The sequence below is a fragment of the Mesorhizobium sp. M1A.F.Ca.IN.020.04.1.1 genome (assembly GCF_003997315.1).
GTDB lineage: Bacteria > Pseudomonadota > Alphaproteobacteria > Rhizobiales > Rhizobiaceae > Mesorhizobium.
The window spans coordinates 17,374-38,984 of sequence record NZ_RZSN01000027.1 but is presented as its reverse complement, the minus strand read 5'-3'; the positions used below and the strand labels follow the sequence as shown (position 1 = coordinate 38,984).

Here is a 21,611-nt window from a genome sequence, read left to right as displayed (position 1 = left end):
GGGGGAGATGCCCGGCAGGGCAGAGGGGGGTGCCTCGCGCATACTCACGCGGTTACCGCCCTGATCGCCGGATAGAGCGCACGATAGCGTTGATAAGCATCTGCATACGCCCCACCAAGCCCGGCATCCGGTTCGATCGTCGCATCGGTCGCCGGCGCGGTGCAAACGGCAAGCGGATCGGCGCCGGTCGCGGCGATCAGCCCGAGACGCGCCGCGCCGAAGGCGGCGCCGAAATCGCCGTCGGCCGGGATGTCGACCGGCAGCTGCAACGCGGTGGCGATCGCCTTCAGCCAGTAGCGCGAGCGAGAGCCGCCGCCGATCGCCGTCACCCTGGTCAGGGTCGTGCCCGCCGTTTTCAGCGCCTCGAGGCTGTCGCGGAAGGCAAACGCCACGCCTTCGAGCACGGCCTGGGTCAGCACGGCGCGGCTCGATTGATGCGCGAGGCCGGTGAAGGAACCACGAATGGCCGCATCATTATGCGGCGTGCGCTCGCCGGAGAGATAAGGCAGGAAAGCGATGCCTGTCGGCGCCTTGAGCTTGTCGCCGAGCTCGCCGGTCAGGTCGCCGGCGCCTTTGCCGGTGATCTCCGACAGCCAGTTGAGCGAATCGGTGGCCGACAGGATGACCCCCATCTGGTGCCAGGTGTTGGGCAGCGCGTGGCAGAAGGTGTGCACCGCGCTTTCCGGATTGGGCAGATAGGAGGCGTTGGCGGCAAACAGCACCCCCGACGTGCCGAGCGACACGAAGGCGTGGCCGGCGCCCACGGTGCCCATGCCGCAGGCCGAGGCCGCATTGTCGCCGGCGCCGCCGGCGACCGGAATGCCTGAAGCAATACCCCATTTCGAGGCAAGCTCGCCGCGCAAGCCGCCGGCCTTCGCCGTGCCTTCGACCAGCGACGGCATATGCTTCTCGTCGAGCGTTGTCGCGGCGAGCAGTTCGGAGGACCACTGCCGCTTGCCGACGTCGAGCCAGGATGTGCCCGCCGAATCCGACATCTCCGAAATATGCTCGCCGGTCAGCCAGAGCCGCAGATAGTCCTTGGGCAGGAGCACCTTGGCGACAGCGGCAAAAACACTGGGCTCGTTGTCCTTCACCCACACCAGCTTCGGCGCCGTGAAGCCCGGGAAGACGATGTTGCCGGTGAGCTTGCGGAAACGCGGGTCGGCGTCGAGCGCCGCTGCCTCGACATGGCTGCGGGTGTCGTTCCAAAGGATGCAGGGACGCAGCACCTTGTCCGAGGCGTCGAGCAGGGTCGCGCCATGCATCTGGCCGGAGAGGCCGATACCCTTGACCGCTGCAAGCTCCTTGGGATGGGAAGTCTTGAGCTCGGCAATCGCTGTCTGGCAGGCTTCGATCCAGTGCGCCGGATTCTGTTCGGACCAGCCGGCATGCGGCCGCGAGACGTCCAGCGAGCCGTGGCCGGACCCGACGACCGTCTGGCGATCATCGATCAGGAGCGCCTTGACGCCCGAGGTGCCCAGGTCGAGGCCGAGATACATGATTTCCTCCCGATGCCATTAATTTTTTCGGGTCTCGAAAAAATCTGGAATGGCCAGTTCTTAAGCCAAGATCCGCCTCCGGTCAATTCTCTGACAAATCGGCCGCGCGGCGCGATAACAGCGCCGACAGCGGGCTGTCCGGCCGCGCCAGCTGACGCTCGGCGGTCAGCGCCCGCGCCAGCGCGCTGTCACCGGCACGCAGCGCCGCCTCGATCAGCATCAGGTCGATCACGTCGCGTTGTGCATGGCTGCCGCCGAAGCGGTGCGCGATCCAGCGGATTGGCCGGATCAGGCGCGCCACCTCTCCGTAGTTGCCCTCGCCGAATGCTTTGATCGCCAAGGTCAGAGGGTGGCCGACGTCGCGCGTGAATGCGGCGTTATCGTCATCGCCGCGCATTGCTTCGCGCTGCGCTTCGAGCAGGGTCTCGGCCGGCGCGTGCAGCCCGGCGCCGACAAAGGCCATCATCGCATGCGCATCGTTGAAGGCGTAATTGCCGGCGGCCGCCTTTGGCGCCCAGTTCGCCGCAAGCGCCGCCCAGCGGTCGCCGACATCGACGCCGTGGAGATAAAGTCGCCACAGGATCGCCGAGGCGTCGACCATGTTGAGCGCCAGCGTCGAGCGGTCGCCGTAGATCGGCCCGTCATAGAGCTGGAGCACCTCGTTTGTCTCGCCGAGATCGTAGTGGAACAGCGCCAGATGCCACCAATTATGGATTTTGAGAAAGCTGTCCTTCGTCCACGCCTCCGGATTGGCGCGCATCCAGGCGATGCCCTCCCTTTGCCGGCTTTGCATTTCCATGACATGCGCGACCGCGTGCTGCGCCCAGCCGTCGCGCGGCTCGATCTCGATGGCCTGCCGGCCGAAGGCTTCGGCGCGCGCATAGTCGCCCATTTCCTCCAGCCCGAAAGCCTGCATGCCGAGAACGGCATGGTAGCCCGGCATGTCCTTCTCCCAAGCCGACAACGCCCGCCCGATGCGGTCGCGCAGCATGCGCGCATTGCCGATGAAGAAGTCGATCTGGTGGCCAACCTGCAGCGCCACCGCATCGAGCGGGTTGTCGATGGCGACGTCCTCGAGGATGCGGGCGGCGTCATGCCAGCGGCCGCTGGCAAGATGGCCGAGCGCCGCGACATGCGCGCGCTCGCGCGCGGTGCCGGCGAGCGGCAGCGCCGCCGCATGGCAGGTTTGCGCAATCGCCATCGCCTCCCGCTCGGTGGCGAGGCCGAACAGATAGCCCTTGAACACATGCGCCATCACGAAGCTGGGCTCATCGGCGATCGCGCTATCGACGGAGCCGACCGGGTCGCCGATGAAGCACTGCAGCTCACGGACGGCTCTGGCGTAGGACGAAAGCCCGGCTTCGGTCGCGCCCGAGTGCGTCAGGCCGAATGCGTCCTTCAGCGCCATAGCCGCGTCCTTTGATGCCTATTCGTCCGGTCGGACCGATGCAATCCTAGAACATCGACCGTCGGACCGCCAACCGGCGAGGGCTTCGACTGTGTCGAACCGGACTTCTCCTCAATTCCCCGAACGCATCGCCACCGTGGCGATGCCGGCGCCGACAAGCAATGTCCCGCCGGTGCGGTTGAAGATACGGATCGCCCTTGGGTTGCGCACGATGGCGCGCGCTCGCGAAGCAATCAGCGCATAGCCGAAGGCATTGCTGAATGCGAGCGCCAGGAAGGTCGCTTCGAAGATCAGCATCTGCGTCCAGAAATCGGCATGCCGGTCGAGAAACTGCGGCAGGAAGGCGACGAAGAACGTGATGCTCTTCGGGTTGAGCGCCGTGACCAGCCAGGCATGCGCCATCATCCTTGCCGCCGACACGGCGTCGGTGCGCGGTTCGGCCTTCAGCGCGCCGCCGGCGCGGAACAGTTTTATGCCGAGATAGATGAGGTAGCCGGCGCCGATCACCTTGAGCACGGTGAACACAGTGGCCGAAGCCGCAAGCAACGCGCCGATGCCGAGCATCGAAAGCGTCATGGCGGTGAAATCGCCGAGCGCGACGCCGACTGCCATCGGCAGCGCCGTACGCCAGCCCTGGCCGAGCGCATAGGAGACGACCAAGAGGATCGTCGGGCCCGGGATGACGAGGAGGATGGCGGAGGCAGCGGCAAAGGCAGCCCAGTTTTCGAAGGACATTTTCCCTACTCCTTGAGCGCAAAGAACAGGATAAATCCTGGGGTATGCGAGATTGTAAAGAGGCGTTGGAGAAAATCTTCGGCGCCGGCCTGCCCTGTCGCCTGGCCCGGATAACGCCCTGTCAGGGTTAAGTGCGGGCAAAGTTCTTTCACCCTTTTTCAACCATGACTGACGAAAATTGCAGCCATTCGGCCGGACCGTGCTTCCCGCCGACAGCGTAGGGTTTGGTGTATGCGCGAATTGCCGCAAAGTCTGACGCCGCCTTCGAGCGGCGAAACCGTCGAAACCGAAGTTCCGCTTTCCCGCCGCGCCGTGCTTTCAGGCATGGGCGCCATGGCGCTGCTCGGCATGGCCGGCTGCAGCACCACCAACACGCTCGACCTGCCGCAATTGCAGATCGACGACACCACCACCGGATCGGTGCCGATCCGACCGGCGATCAGCGTCGACAAGAACATCACCGGTCCCGACGTGATGTATGCTGCCTTGACCGACAACGGCTTCCAGGTCCCGGCGGTGCCCTACCAGAAGGTCAAGCCGGAGTTCCGTCGCCAGATCGTTGTCGACAAGACCGGCGAAGCGCCCGGCACCATCGTCGTGCATTTGCAGGAGCGCATGCTCTATCTCGTCCAGCCCGGCGGCGACGCCATCCGCTACGGCGTCGGCATCGGTAAGGACGGCTTCCGCTGGTCGGGCCGCGCCAACATCCAGTACGGCAAGGAATGGCCGGTCTGGACGCCGCCGCCGGAGATGGTCAAGCGCAAGCCGGAACTGGTGAAATGGCAGGGCGGCCAGCCCGGCGGCCTGACCAATCCGCTGGGCGCCCGCGCGCTTTACATCTACCAGAACGGCAAGGACACCGGTTACCGCATCCACGGCTCGCCCGAATGGTGGACCATCGGCCAGGCGATGTCGTCGGGCTGCGTGCGGCTGATCAACCAAGACATCATCGACCTCTACAACAGGGTATCGAAGAAGAACCCAGTCGTCGTCGTCTGATTTTTTCGGCGGTCAGCACGGCCGCTATTTTTTCGGGATCATGCGCCTCCTTTCTCCCGTTGCGTGATGCCGCAAGACAGGCGAAGGTGCTCTGAAAAGCTTCGCCTCGGGAGAGAACGATCATGGCCGGAACCTTTGTCATCGCGCAGGGCGGCGGCCCGACCGCCGTCATCAATCAGACGGTCGTCGGCGCCACGCTGGAGATCCGCAAGCGGCATCCCGGCGCCAAGGTGCTCGGCTCGATCCATGGCGTGCGCGGCATCCGCGACGGCAACTATGTCGACCTCTCAGCCATCCCCGAAGATCGGCTGCGGCTGATCGCAGGCACCCCGAGCGCCGCCCTTGGCTCGACCCGCGACAAGCCCGACGCGGCCTATTGCGAGGTCATCCTCAACGGCCTCAAGAAGGCCGGCGCCGATGCCTTCATCTATATCGGCGGCAACGACACTTCGGGCACCCAGCAGATCCTGACCGACGCCGCCGGCGGCGCGATCGCCTTCGTGCATGCGCCGAAAACCATCGACAACGATCTCGAGGAGAACGACCATACGCCGGGCTTCATCTCGGCGGCCGAATTCGTCGCCGGCGCTTTCCTGTCGGTCGATTTGGATTTCCGCGCGTTGCCCGGCATTTATGTCGGCATCGTCATGGGCCGGCACGCCGGCTTCCTGACTGCCGCGGCCGCCGCCTGGCAGCTCGATCCGGATAGCGGTCCGCATCTGGTCTATGTACCGGAGCGCGCCTTCTCCGCCGAACGTTTCATCGATGATGTCCGCAGGACGCTCGACCGCCACAAGCGCTGCATCGTCGCCGTCTCGGAAGGCGTCAGCACCGCCGACGGCAAGGCGTTGGTCGAGAGCCTGGTGCCGCCGGAAAAGCTCGAGCGCGACCAGCACGGCAACGTCAAATTGTCGGGCAGCGATCTGCCGGCGGCGCTCGAACGCGCTTTGGCGGAAGGCCTGCCGGGCAAGCGGGCGCGCGTCGATGCCCTGGGCTATATGCCGCGCGGCTATGTCGGCGCGATCAGTCCCGTGGACGCCAAGGAAGCCTTCGAAGCCGGCGCGTTCGCGGTTGCCGTTGCCGGGGAGGGTGGCGGCTCGGTGGCGCTGCAATATGACGGCACCAAGACCGTGCTGAAGAAGGTGCCGCTCGAGGCGGTGGCCGGCAAGACCCGCCACATGCCGGACAATTTCATGAAGCCGGACGTCAACCAGTTGTCCGAGGCCGGCATGGCCTATCTGAAGCGGCTGGTGCCGGAAAAATACAAGGTCGGAAAGCCGTTCGTCTGATGGGCGACCTTGTGGTGGGCGACTGGTTCGGCAAATCCGTTGTCGATGCCAGAACGACGATGCTGACCGAGCCATTCGTGCACGATTTCGTGCGCGCCAATATTTGGCATTTCAAGGGCCGGGACGCCGACCTGCTGGTCGACACCGGCATGGGCATCTGCCCGCTGGCGCCCGAGATCGACACCCCGGCCGGCAAGCCGCTGATCGTCGTCGCCACCCACATCCATCTCGACCATGTCGGCTCGCTGCACGAATTCCCGCTCAGGATGGGGCCGAAGGTCAGCGCGGGGGAGTTCGATGGCATGGATGATGCCGTCACCTACGCCAACATGTTCCACAATCTCGACGATGCGGTATCCAAATTGCCGGCGCCCGGCTGGAAGGCGGCTGACTATCGCATCCCTTCCGCACCGTTGACGCGAATGCTCGACGAGGGCGACATCGTCGACCTCGGCGACCGGAAATTCCGCGTGCTGCATCTGCCCGGACATTCGCCGGATTCGATCGCGCTGTTCAATGAGGCCGACGGCCTGTTCTTCGCCGGCGACGCCATCTATGACGGCATGCTGATCGACGACCTGCCGGATTCGGACCGCGCCGCCTATTGCCGCACCATACAGCGGCTGCTCGAACTGCCGATACGTATCGGCCATGGCGGCCATGGCCCGAGTTTCGGCCGCGCGAGGATGGGAGAGATCGCGTCTTCCTACCTACGCCGCCGAGAGCGCTTCGTGAGCGCTGTCTGAATTAAATCTTTGTAAGGTCGCGCCAAAACCCTAATTCGGACCATTCCACGCCCTAAATGCGTGGCTGTCGATCCGGCCGGCTGCCATGCATGGCGAGACGGGCAATCCCGGCCGTCGACACGCCGACGGGCGCGTCCTTGGAGAGAGCCGTCCGCGGCGCCGGATCAACTCTCGCCCGGACAGAAACGACCATGTCACCATTTAGCATTCTTCGCAGACATCGCGTCGCGGCCCTGCTGGGCGCTGCGCTGATCATCTCCCCCGTCGTTGTTTCCTTTGCGCAAAATCCCGGCAATGCCGGCCTGAGCAACGTGGTCGCGACGACACAGACGCCGGTCGCCGGCATTACCGCCCCGAACGGCTCGTTCGCGCCGGTTGTCGCCACCACCAAGCCGGCAGTCGTGACCGTGACGACCGTGATGAAAGCCCAGCCCGGCGCGACGGATGACGGCTCGCCTTTCGACGGCAATTCGCCCTTCGACCAGTATTTCCAGCAGTTCTTCGGCGACCAGGGCATCCCGATGCCCAAGACGCCGCCGCAGCAGGCGCCGCGGCAGGAGGCTTTGGGCTCCGGCTTCATCGTCGGGTCCGATGGCACCATCGTCACCAACAACCATGTCATCGACGGCGCGACCTCGATCAAGGTGACGCTCGACGACGGCACCGAGCTTCCCGCCAAGCTCGTCGGCCACGACGCAAAGAACGATCTGGCGGTGCTCAAGGTCAAGGCGAGCAAGCCGCTGCCGACCGTCAAATGGGGCGATTCCGACAAGCTGATGACCGGCGACCAGGTGCTGGCGATCGGCAATCCGTTCGGCATCGGCACCACGGTCACCGCCGGCATCGTCTCGGCGCGCGGCCGCGACCTGCACAGCGGGCCGTTCGACGATTTCATCCAGATCGACGCGCCGATCAACCACGGCAATTCCGGCGGCCCGCTTGTCGACGTGAAGGGCAATGTGGTCGGCATCAACACGGCGATCTATTCGCCCAATGGCGGCAGCGTCGGCGTCGGCTTCGCCATTCCTTCGGACCAGGCACAAAAAGTGGTCGACAAGCTTATGAAGGGCGGTGACATCGAATACGGCTATCTTGGCGTGCAGATCCAGCCGGTCACGCAGGACGTCGCTAGCGCCATCGGCCTCGACCATCCGGGCGGCGCGCTGGTCGCGGCGGTCACCGACGGTTCGCCGGCGGCCAAGGCCGGCATCGAGACCGGCGACGTCATCACCGGCTTCGCCGGCCAGGAGATCAAGGACCCCAAGGATCTGTCGCGCGCCGTCGCCGACGTCTCCCCCGGCAGCAAGGAAACGCTGAGTGTCTGGCGCAACGGCAAGGCGATGCAGATCTCGGCCGATGTCGGCCGCAATGCCGAAGACCAGAAGACCGCCTCGAATGACGAGGGCGGCAAGCCATCGGCCGAACAGGGCCTGCGCGTGCCCTCGCTCGGCCTTGGCCTTACGGACCTCACGCCGGACATCCGGGAGCAGCTCAACCTGGCCGACAACCAGCGCGGCGCCGTGGTCGAGCGCGTCAACCCGGACAAGGCGGCCTCCGCGGCCGGCATTGAACCCGGCGATGTCATCGTCGCCGTCGACCGCACGCCGGTGAAAAACGCAAGGCAAGCGAACCAGGCGATCGCCGAGGCCGGCAAGTCCGGCAGGAAGTCGGTGCTGCTGCTGGTCGATCGCGGCGACGCGCAGATATTCGTCGCCGTGCCTTTCGCCGCCGGCTGAGAAAACTTCCAAGGAGCCTGCCGGCCTCTTCGGCAGGCTCCGCCGACAAGATTTTCGGTTGCCCGCAAACGAGGTCGACGTCTGCGACGACGATCGTCTCGAGGGCTTCGATCTGGTGCTGACGCTGACGCGCGAGCAGGCTAGGCGCCCGGCCGGCGCGATCCTTCCAGATCGGAGAGAAGGACGCTCAGACGAGGCTGCGCCCAGAGTTGCCGACGCCTTTGACCCGTGGGCGGCAACGCTCCCAAATCAAGCCGGTAGGTCCACAATGGTTAAGCGGTATCGGAAAGTGACTATTAGGAGATTCTAAAATCGAACCGAACAGTTCGTTTCTGTTGACGGTGCGTGCAGGACGGGGTGAACATCGGCGCGCGTATACACTTGGTGAGCCAAATGGATAAATGCGATAACCATCTGATTCAACAGTGTAAAAACCGATCGCGGCGGGCGATTGGTACAATTTCAAGATGGGGATTCATGGGCCAGCCGAAACAACTTCGTGATTGGAATCCGGCAGCCGGCTCACCCACATCGGGGCTGTCCGAACGACGCGATTTTCACTCCCAAGACACGCCGCTAGACGGACGAAAAAACATACTGGAGTACCAAAAATGAAAAAGATTGTTCTCACTGCCGCCGCCCTTCTGGCCATTTCCGGCAGCGCCTTCGCTGGTAGCGACAACTACGGTTCCAACGCCGCCAATCAGCCGGCCGCAGCGGTCGACACTTCTCGCACGGCCTCGACCCACAGGTCGGAAGCGGCCGCTCAGAAGCCCGTCACCCAGGGCGCGGACCACAACCTCTTCGGCAACAACTAAACTGCCGAACCTGGCCATGATCCATCAGGGGCCATGGCCGACAGGAGACAGGCGGTGGGGTCACCCGCCGCGTCCCCAAGGCATGTTGCCCAAAAGAGTACCCCAGTTTTGGAAAAGACATCAGGTTAAGAATTCAGGAGTATTGAAATGAAGAAGATCGTTCTTGCCGCAACGGCCGTTCTGGCCCTCTCCGGCGCAGCTTTCGCAGGCAGCGACAATTACGGCTCGGCTGGCGCCAGCCAGCAGGCCCCTGCCGTCGACACGACCCGCACTTTCGTCGGTGGGCACCGACTCGCCGGTCTACAAGCTGCTGAACTCGTCGAATGACGTGCACAAGTCGGCCCCGCAGGGCAGCGACCGCAATCTGTTCGGCCGCTAACAGCCGCAAGCAGTTGACGAAAAAGAGCGGCGAAGGCAAACCTCGCCGCTCTTTCTTTAGCCGGACCGTCTCGCGCCTCTTGGCCGAAACGGCAGCACCGCGCGTCAGGCCGCCTTCGCCTCGTCGCGATGCAGCGTGAAGGAATGCCCCTCCGCGTCGAAGATGTGCAGATCCCCGGCGCCGGCATTGAGCCGCAGCGTCTCGCCGCGCTTGACCTCGACATTTCCCGGCAGTTTGGCCACCAGCGGCAGATCGGCGCGGCCGATGTCGACATAGACGAGCTGAACCTCGCCGAGCTGCTCGATATAATCGACCTTGCCTTCGAACAGGTAATCCGTCCCGGTCGCGATCGCGAGATCCTCGGGCCGCACGCCGAAGCTCACCGCCGCGCCGTTCGCCGAAGCGGGCGTTGTGATCGGCACCGTCGCCCTGCGGTCGCCGACATGGCTGACCACGGTCGGATTGCCGGCCTTCTCGATCTTCGCCGGCAATATGTTCATGGCCGGCGATCCGATGAACTGCGCGACGAAGAGATTGCCGGGCCGCTTGTAGAGCTCCATCGGCGTGCCGACCTGCTCGACGACGCCTTCCTTCAGCACCACGATGCGGTCCGCCAGCGTCATCGCCTCGACCTGGTCGTGCGTGACGTAGATCATCGTCGTGTTCGGCATCGATTCTTTCAGCTTGGCGATCTCGATGCGGGTGGCGACGCGCAGTGCCGCATCGAGATTCGACAGCGGCTCGTCGAAGAGGAACACCTTCGGATTGCGCACGATGGCACGGCCGATGGCGACGCGCTGGCGCTGGCCGCCCGACATCGCCTTGGGCAGGCGGTCGAGATACTTGGTGAGCTGCAGGATCTCGGCCGCCTGGCGCACGCGCTTGTCTATCTCGGCCTTGCTTTCCTTACCGATCTTCATCGAGAAGGCCATGTTGTCGTAAACGGTCATATGCGGATAGAGCGCATAGGACTGGAACACCATGGCGATGCCCCGCTTCGAAGGCGGCACGTCGTTCACAACTTCGCCGTCGATCTGGAGCACGCCGGAGGTGATTTCCTCAAGACCGGCAATCGACCTCAGCAAGGTCGACTTGCCGCAGCCCGACGGCCCGACGAACACGATGAACTCGCCCGATTTGATGTCGAGGTCGATGCCGTGGAGAATGTTGAGGTTGCCGTATGATTTCTTCACCTGGTTCAGCGTGACATCGGCCATGGTTTCCTCTCCCAGTGATTGTCTGTTCTCAACTCAGTCGATCCGCCCGAACCAGGCGCCATAGCCGCCAAGGCGGATGGGCCCGGTGCCACCTTGTCCCGAAAAGCCATGTCCCGGCAAGGGCTGCAGCGAGCCCTTGCCGAGATCGACTTCGGCCGGCTTGCTGCCGAGGTTGAAGACGCAGGCGATGCGCTCGTTGCCTTCGCGGCGCGTGAAGGCGACGGTGTCGCCATCGCTTTCGATAAAGTCGATTTCGCCCTTGCCCAGCGCCGGATGCTGACGCCGGAAGGCGAGAAAGCGCCGGTAATGCTCGAGCAGCGAGCTCGGATCGCCCTGCTGCACATTCACGGCTTGCGCCAGATGCTTGCCGGGCACCGGCAGCCAGGGCTTGGCGGTCGAGAAGCCGCCATTCTTGGCCGCCGCATCCCACACCATCGGCGTGCGGCAGCCGTCGCGGCCCTTGAATTCCGGCCAGAAACGGATGCCGTAGGGGTCTTGCAGGTCCTCGAATTTCAGTTCCGCCTCGCCGAGGCCGAGCTCTTCGCCCTGATAGATGCAGACCGAGCCGCGAAGCGACATCAAAAGCGCCGAGATCACCTTGAGATAGGCGCTCGGATCGGCTTCGTTGGCGGCCCAGCGCGAGGCCACGCGCATCACGTCATGATTGGAGAACGCCCAGCAGGACCACCCGTCTCTGGCGACCCGGCCGAAGGCCTCCAGCACCGCCCGCACCTTGGCGGCGCTGATCTTTTCCGGTGCCAGGAAGTCGAAGGAATAGCACATGTGAACGCGCTTGCCGTCGGCGGTGTAGGCGGCCACCACTTCCAGCCCGCGCTGCGAATCGCCGACCTCGCCGACGGCGGCCTGCGCCGGATATTCGTCGAGCAGCGCGCGGAAGCGTTCAAGGAAACCGAGATTCTCCGGCCGGCTCTTGTCGTAGATATGGTCCTGGTAATTGTAGGGATTCACGGCCGGCGCCGTCTGGTCGTTGCGCTCTTCCGGCGGCAGCGGCGGGTTGTCCTCCAGCCCCAGGCTGTGGAAGTAGAAATTGATGGTGTCGAGCCGAAAGCCGTCGACGCCGCGCTCCAGCCAGAAGCGGGTGATGTTGAGCAGCGCGTCCTGAACCTCGGCGTTGTGGAAGTTGAGATCGGGCTGCTCGGCCAGGAAATTATGCATGTAATATTGCTGGCGGCTTGTATCCCATTGCCAGGCCGAGCCGCCGAAGATCGACAGCCAATTGTTGGGCGGCGTGCCGTCGGGCTTGGCGTCCGCCCACACATACCAGTCGGCTTTCGGATTGGTCCGGCTGGAGCGGCTTTCCTTGAACCAGGGGTGGATGTCGGCGGTGTGCGACAGCACCTCGTCGATCATCACCTTGAGGCCCAGCCGATGGGCTTCCGCCACCAGCGCGTCGAAGTCGGCCAGCGTGCCGAACATCGGATCGACGTCGCAATAGTCCGACACGTCGTAGCCGAAATCCTTCATCGGCGATTTGAAGAAGGGCGAGATCCAGATGGCGTCGACGCCGAGCGAGGCGATGTAGGGCAGCCGCCGGACAATGCCTTGCAGGTCGCCGATGCCGTCGCCGTTCGAGTCCTGATAAGAGCGCGGATAGATCTGGTAGATCACCGCGCCCCGCCACCAGTCGCGGTCTACGGCGGGGTCCGGTCTCGAACTCGTCTTCAAAGCCGATTGCATTGTCTCAACCTCCTTTCACCGAGCCGGCAAGCAGCCCGCGGACGAAATAGCGCTGCAGTGAGAAGAACACGATCAGCGGCACGATGATGGTGATGAAGGCCGATGTCGTGAGGATTTCCCAATTGCCGCCTCTCGAGCCGAGCAGCGCGTTGAGTTGCGCCGTCAGCACGATCTGGTCGGGCGCCGTGCCGAGGAAAACCATCGCCACCAACAGATCGTTCCACACCCACAGGAATTGAAAGATGGCGAAGGAGGCAAGCACCGGGAATGACAGCGGCAGCACGATCTTGACGAAGATCTCGAAATCGCTGGCGCCGTCGATCCGTGCCGATTCCATGATCTCGCGCGGCAGGCCGGCGATATAGCTTCTAAGCAGGTAGATGGCGAAGGGCAGGCCGAAGCCGGTATGCGCCAGCCAGATGCCGAGATAGGTTTTCGACGGCACACCGAAGAAGGTCCCGACGCCGTTGTAGAGCTTGAGCAGCGGGATCAGCGACATCTGCAGCGGCACCACGAGCAGGCCGATGATCACCGCAATCAGCAGCGCCCTTCCGGGAAAGCGCATCCAGGCCAACGCATAGGCGGCGAAGGCCGCGATCAGGATCGGGATCACCGTCGCCGGAATGGTCACGGTCAGCGAGTTCATGAAGGAGCGGCCGATACCTTGCGACAGAAGCACGTTCTCGTAGTTTTCCGTGGTGAATTTCGGCGGCGCCGAGGAGGCATAATAGACACGCTGGCCGCGATCGCCTTCGAAGGGCTTCGGCGAAGACAGCACGAACGTGCCGTCGGCGTTGACCTGCAGCGACACCCCATCGCCGAGATCGGCAGCCGTGCCGGCCTTGTATTGTGTCGGCGCCGCCGCCTTGGTGCCGAAGGCGCTGATCGCACGCTTGGCGCCGTCGCCGAAGACGTTGCCTTCGATGACATATTTGCCGTCCTTCTGGGTTTGTGCGGACGCAGCCGGCAGACGCCCAGCCTCGGTCTGGCTGGAGCTTGAGAAGGAGTTCCACCAACCCGACGCGATGATCTGGTCCTTGTCGCGCAGCGACGACACGAGGATGCCGAGTGTCGGGATGGTCCAGATGACGACGAAGACCAGCACGGCGAGATGAACGCCGAATCGGCCGACGAAGGACTTTCCGCGGGTCGCAGCCATCTCAGTGTCCTCCCGTCTCTTTGTTGGCCTGGCGAATGTTCCAGACCATGATCGGGATGACCGCGATCATGATGATGATGGCGATCGTGGCACCGCGGCCGAAATCGCCGCCGCCGCGGAACATCCAGTCGAACATCAGATTGGCGAGCACCTGGCTGTTCCATTGGCCGTTGGTCATGGTCAGCACGATGTCGAACACTTTCAGCACCAGGATGGTGATGGTGGTCCAGACAACTGCGATCGTCCCCCAGATCTGCGGCACCATGATCTTCCAGAAGATCTGGAACGGGCTGGCGCCGTCGATGACGGCCGCCTCCAGCGTCTCTTCCGGAATGCCGCGCAAGGCCGACGACAGGATCACCATGGCGAACCCTGTCTGGATCCAGATCAGGATCACCATCAGGAAGAAATTGTTCCAGAACGGCAGCGATATCCAGACCTGCGGCTGGCCGCCGAAATACTGGATGATGGCGTTGAGCAGGCCGATCTGCACCTGGCCCTCGCCGCGATACTCGTAAATGAATTTCCAGATCACGCTGGCGCCGACGAAAGAAATCGCCAGCGGCAGGAAGATTAGGCTCTTGGCGATCGTCCCCCACCAGATCTTGTCGGTGAGCACGGCGATGATCAGGCCGAGGAAGGTGCAGGCCGCCGGCACCACCGCCAGCCATAGGATGTTGTTGAAGATCGAGTTGCGGAAATCCTGGTCGCTGAACGCCCATTGGTAGTTGGCGAGGCCGACGAAATGCTCGCCGCCGCGGTCGAGAAAAGAGAGCCGCAGCGTCTCGATCACTGGATAGATCAGATAGATGGTCAGGATGATCATCGCCGGCCCGACGAACAGCCATGGCCGCACCAGCCCTTGCCGGCGCAGATTGTCGACGGCGGCGCTGCCGGAGACGCCGCGCGACGGAAAGATGAGATCGAGCAGCTTGTTGGCGCCCCAGAAATACGCGACACAGCCGCCGACGCCGATGATGATGACGAATATGGCCGAGAAAATCTGAGCCGCCATGGGTCCCTCTCCCTGGGCATGACCGGCCGGCCAAGGCTGGCAGCCGCATGCGCCGACTTTCAGTTATTCGGAACGCGAAGGCTTCCGGCGTGGGCTGCCGGTCGGACCCGGGCCGTAGCCCGGATCCAGTAGGAGGATGAGAAAAGTCTCGGGTCGCGCGCGGCGGCCTACTTGATGGCATCCCAGCTCTTCTGGATATCGGCGGCGACGTCCTGGGCGGACTTGCCGCCGACCAGGTCGATCATGCCGGTCCAGAAGGAGCCTGCGCCGACCTTGCCGGGCATCAGGTCCGAGCCGTCGAAACGCACCGTGGTGGCCCCGACCAGGATCTCGCCCTGCTTCTTCAGCGCGTCGCTGCCATAGGCGTCCTTGTTGGCTCCCTTGAAGGGCGTGACGAAGCTCTTCTGCGCCATCCACAATTCATGCGCGAGCGGCATCTCGAGGAACTTGATGAACTCACGCGAAGCCTTGGAATCCTTGGTGATCATCACCAGCGTTCCGGCCACTTCCAGCGGCGTGCCCAGTTCCGGCTTCGAGGCGTAGGGCGGGTACGGGAAGAAGTCCGCATCCTGGCCGAGCTTCACATTCTCCGGGAAGAAGGAAGGAATGAACGATGCCTGATGGTGCATGTAGCACTTCGGCGGCACCGTAAAGATGCCCTTCGGGCTGTCGCGGAAGTCGGTTGCCGCGACTGCCTTGGCACCGCCGTCGACCATCTTGTCGTCGGTTGCGATCTTGCCGAAGATGTCGAGGGCGTTGACCACGGCCGGATCGGTGAAGGGAATCTCGTTCTTCACCCATTTGTCGTAGACTTCCGGCGGCTGGGTGCGCAGCATGATGTCCTCGACCCAGTCGGTTGCCGGCCAGCCGGTGGCGCCGCCCGAACCCAGCCCGATGCACCAGGGCTTGCCGCCGTCGGCAATGATCTTCTTTTCGAGATCGGCCAGTTCCTCCTGGGTCTTCGGAACTTTGTAGCCGGCCTCCTCGAAATTATCTGGCGAGTACCAGACCAGACCTTTCACGTCGATCTTGTAGGGAAAGGCATAGAAGCCCGGCTTGCCGTCCTTGCCCGTATAGGTGCCGAGCTTGGCCCAGGAGTCGCCGGCGGCATAATTTTCCTTGATCCAGGCGGCGACGTCGTCGCCCAGCGGGGTCAGCACACCCTTGGAAGCGAGATCCTGGATCAGTCCCGGCTGTGGCAGGATGGCGATGTTGGGCGGGCTGCCGGCCTGTGTGTCGATGACGATCTGCTGCTCATAATTCTCCGACGAGGAGTATTTGACCTCCGCTCCCGTCGCCTCGGAGAAATAGTCGAGCACCGAACGCACGAGCGTCTCGTCCTCGCCGCGCCACGGACCGAAGATGGTCAGCGTTTCGCCCTTGAGGTCGACCTTCTTGAGATCGTCGTAATTCGCCCAATGAAACTTCGAATCCTCGCCCGGCTTGAATTTCAGTTCGGCATGTGCCGGCAGGCCAAGGGTGAGCGCAGCGAACGCAGCACCCAAGAGAAGCATTTTCTTCATGGCAGTCCTCCCAGTGTTGAGACAGTTCGGACGAAACCTCCATCTCGTCCGCCGACGCCCACGGTGACTCAGCGAGAAGGCAACCGCAACCTTTCGAAGAGTCTTCCAAAGCGCTTTGGCTAATCTGATCTCGCCATTGAATCATGCGGAAGTCAAGAGGTTGGGCGTGCTAATCGATTTAGATCCGGGTCGCGAGAGAGGAAAAGTGCAATGCAGCAAGCTTTTTTGGCGCTGCAGCAGCAATTTCGGCTTCAAACTGCCTGTGGCCGCCCCTAAGGTCATAACACCGGGCGATAGTGCCTATCATCGAATTTCAAATTGAAAGCGCTTTGAGGCTGGAGCCTCGATGAACCTGAAGCAACTCTCGCACATGCTGTCGCTTTCGCAGACGACGGTAAGCCGGGCGCTGAACGGCTACCCGGAGGTCAGCGAGGAGACGCGGCGTCGCGTGATGGATGCCGCTAAGCGCCACGGCTACCGGCCGAACCCCAGCGCGCGGCGGCTGGCCACCGGCAAATCGGGAATGATCGGCTATGTGCTGCCGACGGGCAACGCCGTCGACATCGATCCGCATTTCGTCGAGTTTCTTTCGGGTCTCGGCGATTATGCCCGCTCGCACGAGCTCGATCTGGTGCTCTCGCCGGCCGATGCCGACGACCAGGAGACGACATATCGGCGTATCGTCGCCAACCGCCAGGTCGACGCCGTCTACATTTCCTCGCCACGCCCGGCCGACCGGCGGCTGGCGCTGGTCAACACGCTGGGCATCCCCTTCATCGTCCATGGCCGCAGCGAGGGTTTTGAGTTCGACTATCCCTATCTCGATATCGACAACGAGGGCGCCTTCCACGAAGCGGCCAGGCTTCTCGTCCAGCTCGGCCACAAGCGGCTGGCTCTGATCAACGGCGACGACCGCGAGACCTTCGCCATCCATCGCGAGCGCGGCGTGCGCCGGGCGCTTGCCGCCAGCGGACTGACACTGGGCGAGCGCCACATCTGTTCCACGACCATGACCGAGGAAAATGGCTATCGCGCCGCCCGCCGCCTGCTCGAAGAAAGCGGAGCCCCGACGGCGATCGTCTGCTCCAGTCTCATCATGGCGCTGGGCGTCGTCCGCGCCGTGCGCGATCTCGGCCTGACCATTCCGGGCGATCTGTCGCTGGTCGCCCATGACGACGTCTTTCCCTGGCTGCGGCCGGAGAATTTCCCGGTGCCGCTCTCGACCACCCGCTCCTCGATCCGCCTTGCCGGCGCGCGTGTTGCCGAGCGGCTGGCGGCGCGCATATCAGGGCTGGAAGAGGGCGCGCGCGGCGAGGTCTGGCCGGTCGATCTGGTCGTGCGGGGATCGGTGGCCGGCGCGCCGGTGTAGGGATCGTGTTCCGACAGACGAGACGCGTTGAGTTCCGTCGCACCCCCCTCTGTCCTGCCGGACATCTCCCCCGCAAGGGGGGAGATTGGACGTCGCAGCCGTATTCGCCAATACTCGACTTTGAGGAGCGGGGTCGCCGCTGAAACTGCTGATCTCCCCCCTTGCGGGGGAGATGGCCGGCAGGCCAGAGGGGGGTGCTGTCCCGCCGGCGCCACAGATTTTCGGGAGCCTATTTCTTCGCAACCCCAGCTGCTTTTATATCCAACAGCCCATAGCCGAAGTCATTGTCCCGCCCCTTCGGGCCGAGATCCTTGGCCGTGGCCGCCAGCGCCTTCTCGATCTCATCGGCCGAGCGGTCGGGCGCGGCATGGATCAGGTTGGCGATCGCGCCTGAGACGATCGCGGCGGCGAAGGAGGTGCCGGTCACCACGTCCGAGCCGGTGCCGCTCGGCGCAACCATCTCAACGCCCGGCGCCGAGAGGAAGACATAGGCGCCGCGATTGGCTTGCGGCATCAGCCCGTCCTTGGCGTCGGTCGCGGTGACCGCGATGACCCCGTCGAAGGCTGCCGGATAGCCATAAGGCGCTTTCGGCCCGTTGTTGCCGGCCGCTGCGACCAGCACCATGCCGAGCGCGCGCGCATTGCGGCAGGCGGTGCCGAGGAGGTCGTTCTTCGGCCCGACGAAGCTCATATTGATGATGCGCACGTCCTGTTCAGCCGCCCAGTCGAGCGCCGACAGGATGACGTCCATACTCGACTTGCCGCCCTCGAAGGCCCGTGCGTGATAGATCTTGGCGCCCGGCGCCATGCCTTCCAGCGCGCCGACGCCGGCGATCAGCCCGTCGACGGAGGTGCCGTGGTCGCGCTTCTTGATCGGCACGTTCGGCATGGCGTCGAACTGGCCGGCGATCACGCCTTTCAGCGCTGGGTTGGTATCGTCGATGCCGGTGTCGATGACGGCGACGCGCACGTTCTCGCCGCTCGCCTGTTTCGAATCGAGCGCGATGCGCTCGAAGGCATAGTTCACGATGCCGGCGGCCTGCTGCAGCGAATAGATGTGGTTGGGCTCACGCCGCTGCGTGCGCCCGTCGGCGGCAAGCTGCGCCAGCACGACGCCGACCGGCCGTCCGTCCGGAATGCCGTAGCGCACCAGCGTTGTGCCGAGCAGCCGCGACTGGCGCTGCGAGCGCACCTGAAGGCCGAAGGTGGTGGCGATCTGCTGCACCGCGCCGGCATCGCCGGCGACCGTCACCAGCACCTCGTCGGGCACGAACTCGCCACTGACCGCACGCGGCGGCGCGACGACATTGAGCCCGGTAGGCGATGTGATGGGGCCGCTTGGCGGCGGAGCGGGCGCCGCTGTGCTTGTTGGACTCTTTGGAGGCGCCGGCTGCGTTGGCGCAGGCGTCGGCCGTGCCGGCGGATTCGGGAACAGGTCGACGATCAGCGCCGGCAGGAACACAGCGCCAACGGCGGCATTGCCCGCGCCGGATTTCCCGCTGCCATTCCTGACGCCGTCCTCGTCGCAGTCAGCGCCGGCCGCCGTCGTCCGGTTGAGGCAGTCGATCTGCTTTTGCGAGAGGTTCGGATCGTTGGTCTGCGCCACGGCGGGAGCGCCTACAAATGTCGCCGCGAGGATTGCCGCATGAAGAACGACCGCCTTAGCCGCCATCGACCGGTTTCCTTCCCTGCACCACAGCTTCCGCGAAAGGCTGGGCGGCAATAAGGCCGACGAGCTTGTCGTAGTCGGCCGCCGTGCTGGCCGGGATTGTCACGTGAAACACATCGTCGGCGGTCGGCCCGCCGGCGATCTTCAGCCCGTTCTGCCCAAGGAAGGCGGCGATATCCGACATCCTGGCATCCGGCTTGAACTTGACCAGGGCGAAGGGCAGGTTTGCTAGATCATCCTGATCGCCGGCGATTTCAAAGTCGTTGCGCTTGCCGCCCGGCCGCTCGAAAGACTGCGCGACGACCAGTGCAAGCAGCGCCGCGGCCGCCGCCCAAGCGACACCCGACGGGATTGCCGTGACCCGGCCGAAGACCTTCGCCAGCCATGACTGGCCGGGGGGCGTGCGCGCCGGACCGGCCTCGGCGTCGAGCGCCCTTGCAAAGCGGGAGAGCGCGTCGGCCGGCGGTCGGATCGCCTCGTTGGCGGCGGCGGTGCCGGAGAATTCGGCTTCCGCCTCGCCGAGCGCGGCCATCGCCGCAGGATCGGAGGCCAGCCATTCCTCGACGGCTTCGAGTTCTGCGCCTTCCAGCGAACCGTTGAGGTAAAACGGCAGCAACGTCTCCATCTCGTCGCGGCGCGACATCTTTTCAGCGGCGCTCATGGCCACCCCCTGTCGTAACCGGCCGCCTTGAGGGCCTCACCGAGTTTCTTGCGGGCGTAGAACATCCTGGTCTTGACAGTGGCAACCGGGATGTTGAGCACCTCGCCGATCTCGGTCACCGACTGGCCATGGTAATAGGCAAGGTCGATCACCGTGCGGTGTTCCTCCGGCAAGGCATCGACAAAGCGGCGCAAGGCGGCGGCCTTGTCTTCCTTCATGGTGACCACTTCCGGCGTGTCGGCGCTGTCGGGAACCTGCGCCGCGTCATCGTCGTCGATCCAGTCTTCCTTCTTCTTGCGCAGCAAGGACAGTGCCTTGAAGCGGGCGATGCCGAGCAGCCAGGTCGAGACTTCGGAGCGGCCTTCGAAGCTCGGCGCTTGGCGCCACAGCTCGAGAAAGACCTCGTTGGTGATATCGTCGGCCATCATTTCCGATCCCGTCTGGCGCGCCACGAAACGGTAGATCCGCGCGTGGTGACGCATGAACAGGAGCCGCACGGCGGCCCGGTCGCCCTTCGCGACCCGGTCTACAAGCGCGCGATCGGTTTCGGTCGCCGCGTTCATGGCCGGTCGAGCCGCCTGGCTCCTCGTGGCTCTGTCGCTGGTCGGTCCAAAAAGGTTCATCCTCCGCCAGGGAATTTTCGGAAGCTAACCGAAGAAGATGAGCGTTGCCAGAGGTGGCGCCCCCTTCTCCCCTTGTGGGAGAAAGTAGATCGGCGCGGAGCGCCGAGACGGGTTGAGGGGTGTTCCAGCGGAGTGAGACGTTGGCGTTCACTGAAACACCCCTCATTCGTCGCCTTTGGCGACACCTTCTCCCACAAGGGGAGAAGGGGAAGCTAAATCAAAAACACCTTCCCCTTCATCGTCGCCGGCACCTCCACGCCGAGCCGGCTCAGCACCGTCGGCGCGAGCTGCAGCTGGTCGAGCAGCGCGTCGGCTTCTGGACCCTTCGCTGGCCCGAAATAGTAGAGCGCGAAATCCTGCATCTCGTCGTCATGCCCGCCGTGATGGCCGCGGTCCGTCTGGCCGTGATCGGCGGTGACGATGACTTCATAGCCGGCTTCGCGCCAGCCGGGCAGGAAGGCGGCGAGCATACCGTCCATCGCGTAGCAGGCATGATCCATCTCGTGGCAGTCGTGGCCGAAGCGATGGCCCATCGAGTCCAGCGTGCAGCTGTGCAGGACGCCGTAGTCGATGCCGTGGCGGCGGGTGAGCATGGTCAATGTCGCGAACAGGTCGACATCGCTCGGCGTCATCTGGTTCTTGAGATTGTAGCCGGTCATGGTGTGGAAGCGGCCATGCGTGATCGGCCCGCCAGGCTCGTCGAATTCCATGTCCTCGACGAGATCGAATGGATAGGAGCGGAAGAATTCCGACCAGTAGGAATGCGTCACCGCCCCGGTCCTGCCGCCGGCTTTGCTGACCTCCGAGAAGATATCGGGCTGCCTGACCCGGAACCGGTTCTCGTTGGAGAGGATGCCATGAACCTGCGGCGTGACCCCGGTATGGATCGAGGCGTAGCAGCAGGCCGATGTTGACGGCAGCACGGAGCGCATTCTCCACACTTGCGCCTCACCAGACTGTACCCAGCCTTCGAGATTGCCCATGAGCCGGCGCCAGTTCCGGTAGGGCACGCCGTCAAGGATGATGAGCAGCAATTTGGATTTAAGCGCCACGGGCAATTCCATGCGG

Annotated in this window: 19 protein-coding genes; 7 read left to right on the top strand and 12 right to left on the bottom strand. The window is 64.0% G+C overall.

The annotated features are described in order from the left end of the window. Positions 1–44: 44 nt before the first annotated feature. From xylB to EOA49_RS08780, 3 genes are all read right to left on the bottom strand, one after another. On the bottom strand, positions 45–1,499 hold the full coding sequence (gene xylB, locus EOA49_RS08790; RefSeq protein ID WP_127215605.1) for a xylulokinase: 1,455 nt from the start codon (positions 1,497–1,499) through the stop codon (positions 45–47). A gap of 82 nt (positions 1,500–1,581) precedes the next feature. Further along, positions 1,582–2,907, bottom strand: a complete 1,326-nt coding sequence (locus EOA49_RS08785; protein ID WP_127241163.1) for a tetratricopeptide repeat protein — start codon at positions 2,905–2,907, stop codon at positions 1,582–1,584. 111 nt (positions 2,908–3,018) lie between these two features. Next, positions 3,019–3,642 (bottom strand): LysE family translocator, encoded by a 624-nt coding sequence (locus EOA49_RS08780; protein ID WP_066996047.1) that lies wholly within the window; start codon positions 3,640–3,642, stop codon positions 3,019–3,021. Positions 3,643–3,873: 231 nt separating this feature from the next. Here EOA49_RS08780 and EOA49_RS08775 point away from each other — a divergent pair, with 231 nt between their 5' ends. From EOA49_RS08775 to EOA49_RS08750, 6 genes are all read left to right on the top strand, one after another. Next, complete coding sequence (locus EOA49_RS08775; RefSeq protein ID WP_127241162.1) at positions 3,874–4,641, top strand: L,D-transpeptidase; 768 nt, start codon at positions 3,874–3,876, stop codon at positions 4,639–4,641. A 122-nt stretch (positions 4,642–4,763) separates the two neighbouring features. After that, complete coding sequence (locus tag EOA49_RS08770) at positions 4,764–5,930, top strand: diphosphate--fructose-6-phosphate 1-phosphotransferase (RefSeq protein WP_066996041.1); 1,167 nt, start codon at positions 4,764–4,766, stop codon at positions 5,928–5,930. Continuing rightward, positions 5,930–6,676 (top strand): MBL fold metallo-hydrolase, encoded by a 747-nt coding sequence (locus EOA49_RS08765; RefSeq protein ID WP_164746838.1) that lies wholly within the window; start codon positions 5,930–5,932, stop codon positions 6,674–6,676. The genes EOA49_RS08770 and EOA49_RS08765 overlap by 1 nt, the downstream gene beginning before the upstream one ends. 191 nt (positions 6,677–6,867) lie before the next feature. After that, the gene (locus tag EOA49_RS08760; protein ID WP_066996035.1) at positions 6,868–8,412 is read left to right on the top strand and encodes a DegQ family serine endoprotease; all 1,545 of its coding nucleotides are present in this window, start codon (positions 6,868–6,870) and stop codon (positions 8,410–8,412) included. Between the two features lie 611 nt (positions 8,413–9,023). After that, positions 9,024–9,230, top strand: a complete 207-nt coding sequence (locus EOA49_RS08755; protein WP_066996029.1) for a DUF680 domain-containing protein — start codon at positions 9,024–9,026, stop codon at positions 9,228–9,230. A gap of 147 nt (positions 9,231–9,377) precedes the next feature. Then, the gene (locus tag EOA49_RS08750) at positions 9,378–9,557 is read left to right on the top strand and encodes a DUF680 domain-containing protein (protein WP_164747077.1); all 180 of its coding nucleotides are present in this window, start codon (positions 9,378–9,380) and stop codon (positions 9,555–9,557) included. A gap of 156 nt (positions 9,558–9,713) precedes the next feature. Here EOA49_RS08750 and ugpC read toward each other — a convergent pair whose 3' ends face one another. From ugpC to EOA49_RS08725, 5 genes are all read right to left on the bottom strand, one after another. After that, the gene (gene ugpC / locus EOA49_RS08745; RefSeq protein ID WP_127242226.1) at positions 9,714–10,826 is read right to left on the bottom strand and encodes a sn-glycerol-3-phosphate ABC transporter ATP-binding protein UgpC; all 1,113 of its coding nucleotides are present in this window, start codon (positions 10,824–10,826) and stop codon (positions 9,714–9,716) included. A 33-nt stretch (positions 10,827–10,859) separates the two neighbouring features. Further along, a complete protein-coding gene (locus tag EOA49_RS08740; protein ID WP_095799147.1) occupies positions 10,860–12,524 on the bottom strand; it encodes an alpha-glucosidase in 1,665 nt (554 codons plus the stop codon). A gap of 4 nt (positions 12,525–12,528) precedes the next feature. Then, positions 12,529–13,683, bottom strand: coding sequence for a carbohydrate ABC transporter permease (locus tag EOA49_RS08735; RefSeq protein WP_067324093.1), 1,155 nt, complete (start codon positions 13,681–13,683; stop codon positions 12,529–12,531). 1 nt (position 13,684) lies between these two features. Beyond that, positions 13,685–14,698 (bottom strand): sugar ABC transporter permease, encoded by a 1,014-nt coding sequence (locus EOA49_RS08730; protein WP_127239737.1) that lies wholly within the window; start codon positions 14,696–14,698, stop codon positions 13,685–13,687. 167 nt (positions 14,699–14,865) lie between these two features. Next, positions 14,866–16,221 (bottom strand): ABC transporter substrate-binding protein, encoded by a 1,356-nt coding sequence (locus EOA49_RS08725; RefSeq protein ID WP_127239736.1) that lies wholly within the window; start codon positions 16,219–16,221, stop codon positions 14,866–14,868. A 346-nt stretch (positions 16,222–16,567) separates the two neighbouring features. On the opposite strand from EOA49_RS08725, the gene EOA49_RS08720 reads away from it, so the two are divergent. After that, a complete protein-coding gene (locus tag EOA49_RS08720; RefSeq protein WP_067324096.1) occupies positions 16,568–17,590 on the top strand; it encodes a substrate-binding domain-containing protein in 1,023 nt (340 codons plus the stop codon). A 229-nt stretch (positions 17,591–17,819) separates the two neighbouring features. Here the strand turns inward: EOA49_RS08720 and EOA49_RS08715 are convergent, their stop codons facing one another. The 4 genes from EOA49_RS08715 to EOA49_RS08700 form a co-directional block, all read right to left on the bottom strand. Beyond that, positions 17,820–19,262: a S8 family serine peptidase gene (locus EOA49_RS08715; protein ID WP_127239735.1), complete on the bottom strand. Its 1,443-nt coding sequence runs from the start codon at positions 19,260–19,262 to the stop codon at positions 17,820–17,822. Next, positions 19,252–19,920 (bottom strand): anti-sigma factor, encoded by a 669-nt coding sequence (locus EOA49_RS08710; protein ID WP_127239734.1) that lies wholly within the window; start codon positions 19,918–19,920, stop codon positions 19,252–19,254. The genes EOA49_RS08715 and EOA49_RS08710 overlap by 11 nt, the downstream gene beginning before the upstream one ends. Continuing rightward, complete coding sequence (locus EOA49_RS08705) at positions 19,917–20,483, bottom strand: sigma-70 family RNA polymerase sigma factor (protein ID WP_067324697.1); 567 nt, start codon at positions 20,481–20,483, stop codon at positions 19,917–19,919. Before EOA49_RS08705 ends, EOA49_RS08710 begins: the two co-directional genes overlap by 4 nt. Positions 20,484–20,755: 272 nt before the next feature. Next, positions 20,756–21,595 (bottom strand): alkaline phosphatase family protein, encoded by an 840-nt coding sequence (locus tag EOA49_RS08700; protein WP_082953873.1) that lies wholly within the window; start codon positions 21,593–21,595, stop codon positions 20,756–20,758. Positions 21,596–21,611: the final 16 nt, after the last annotated feature.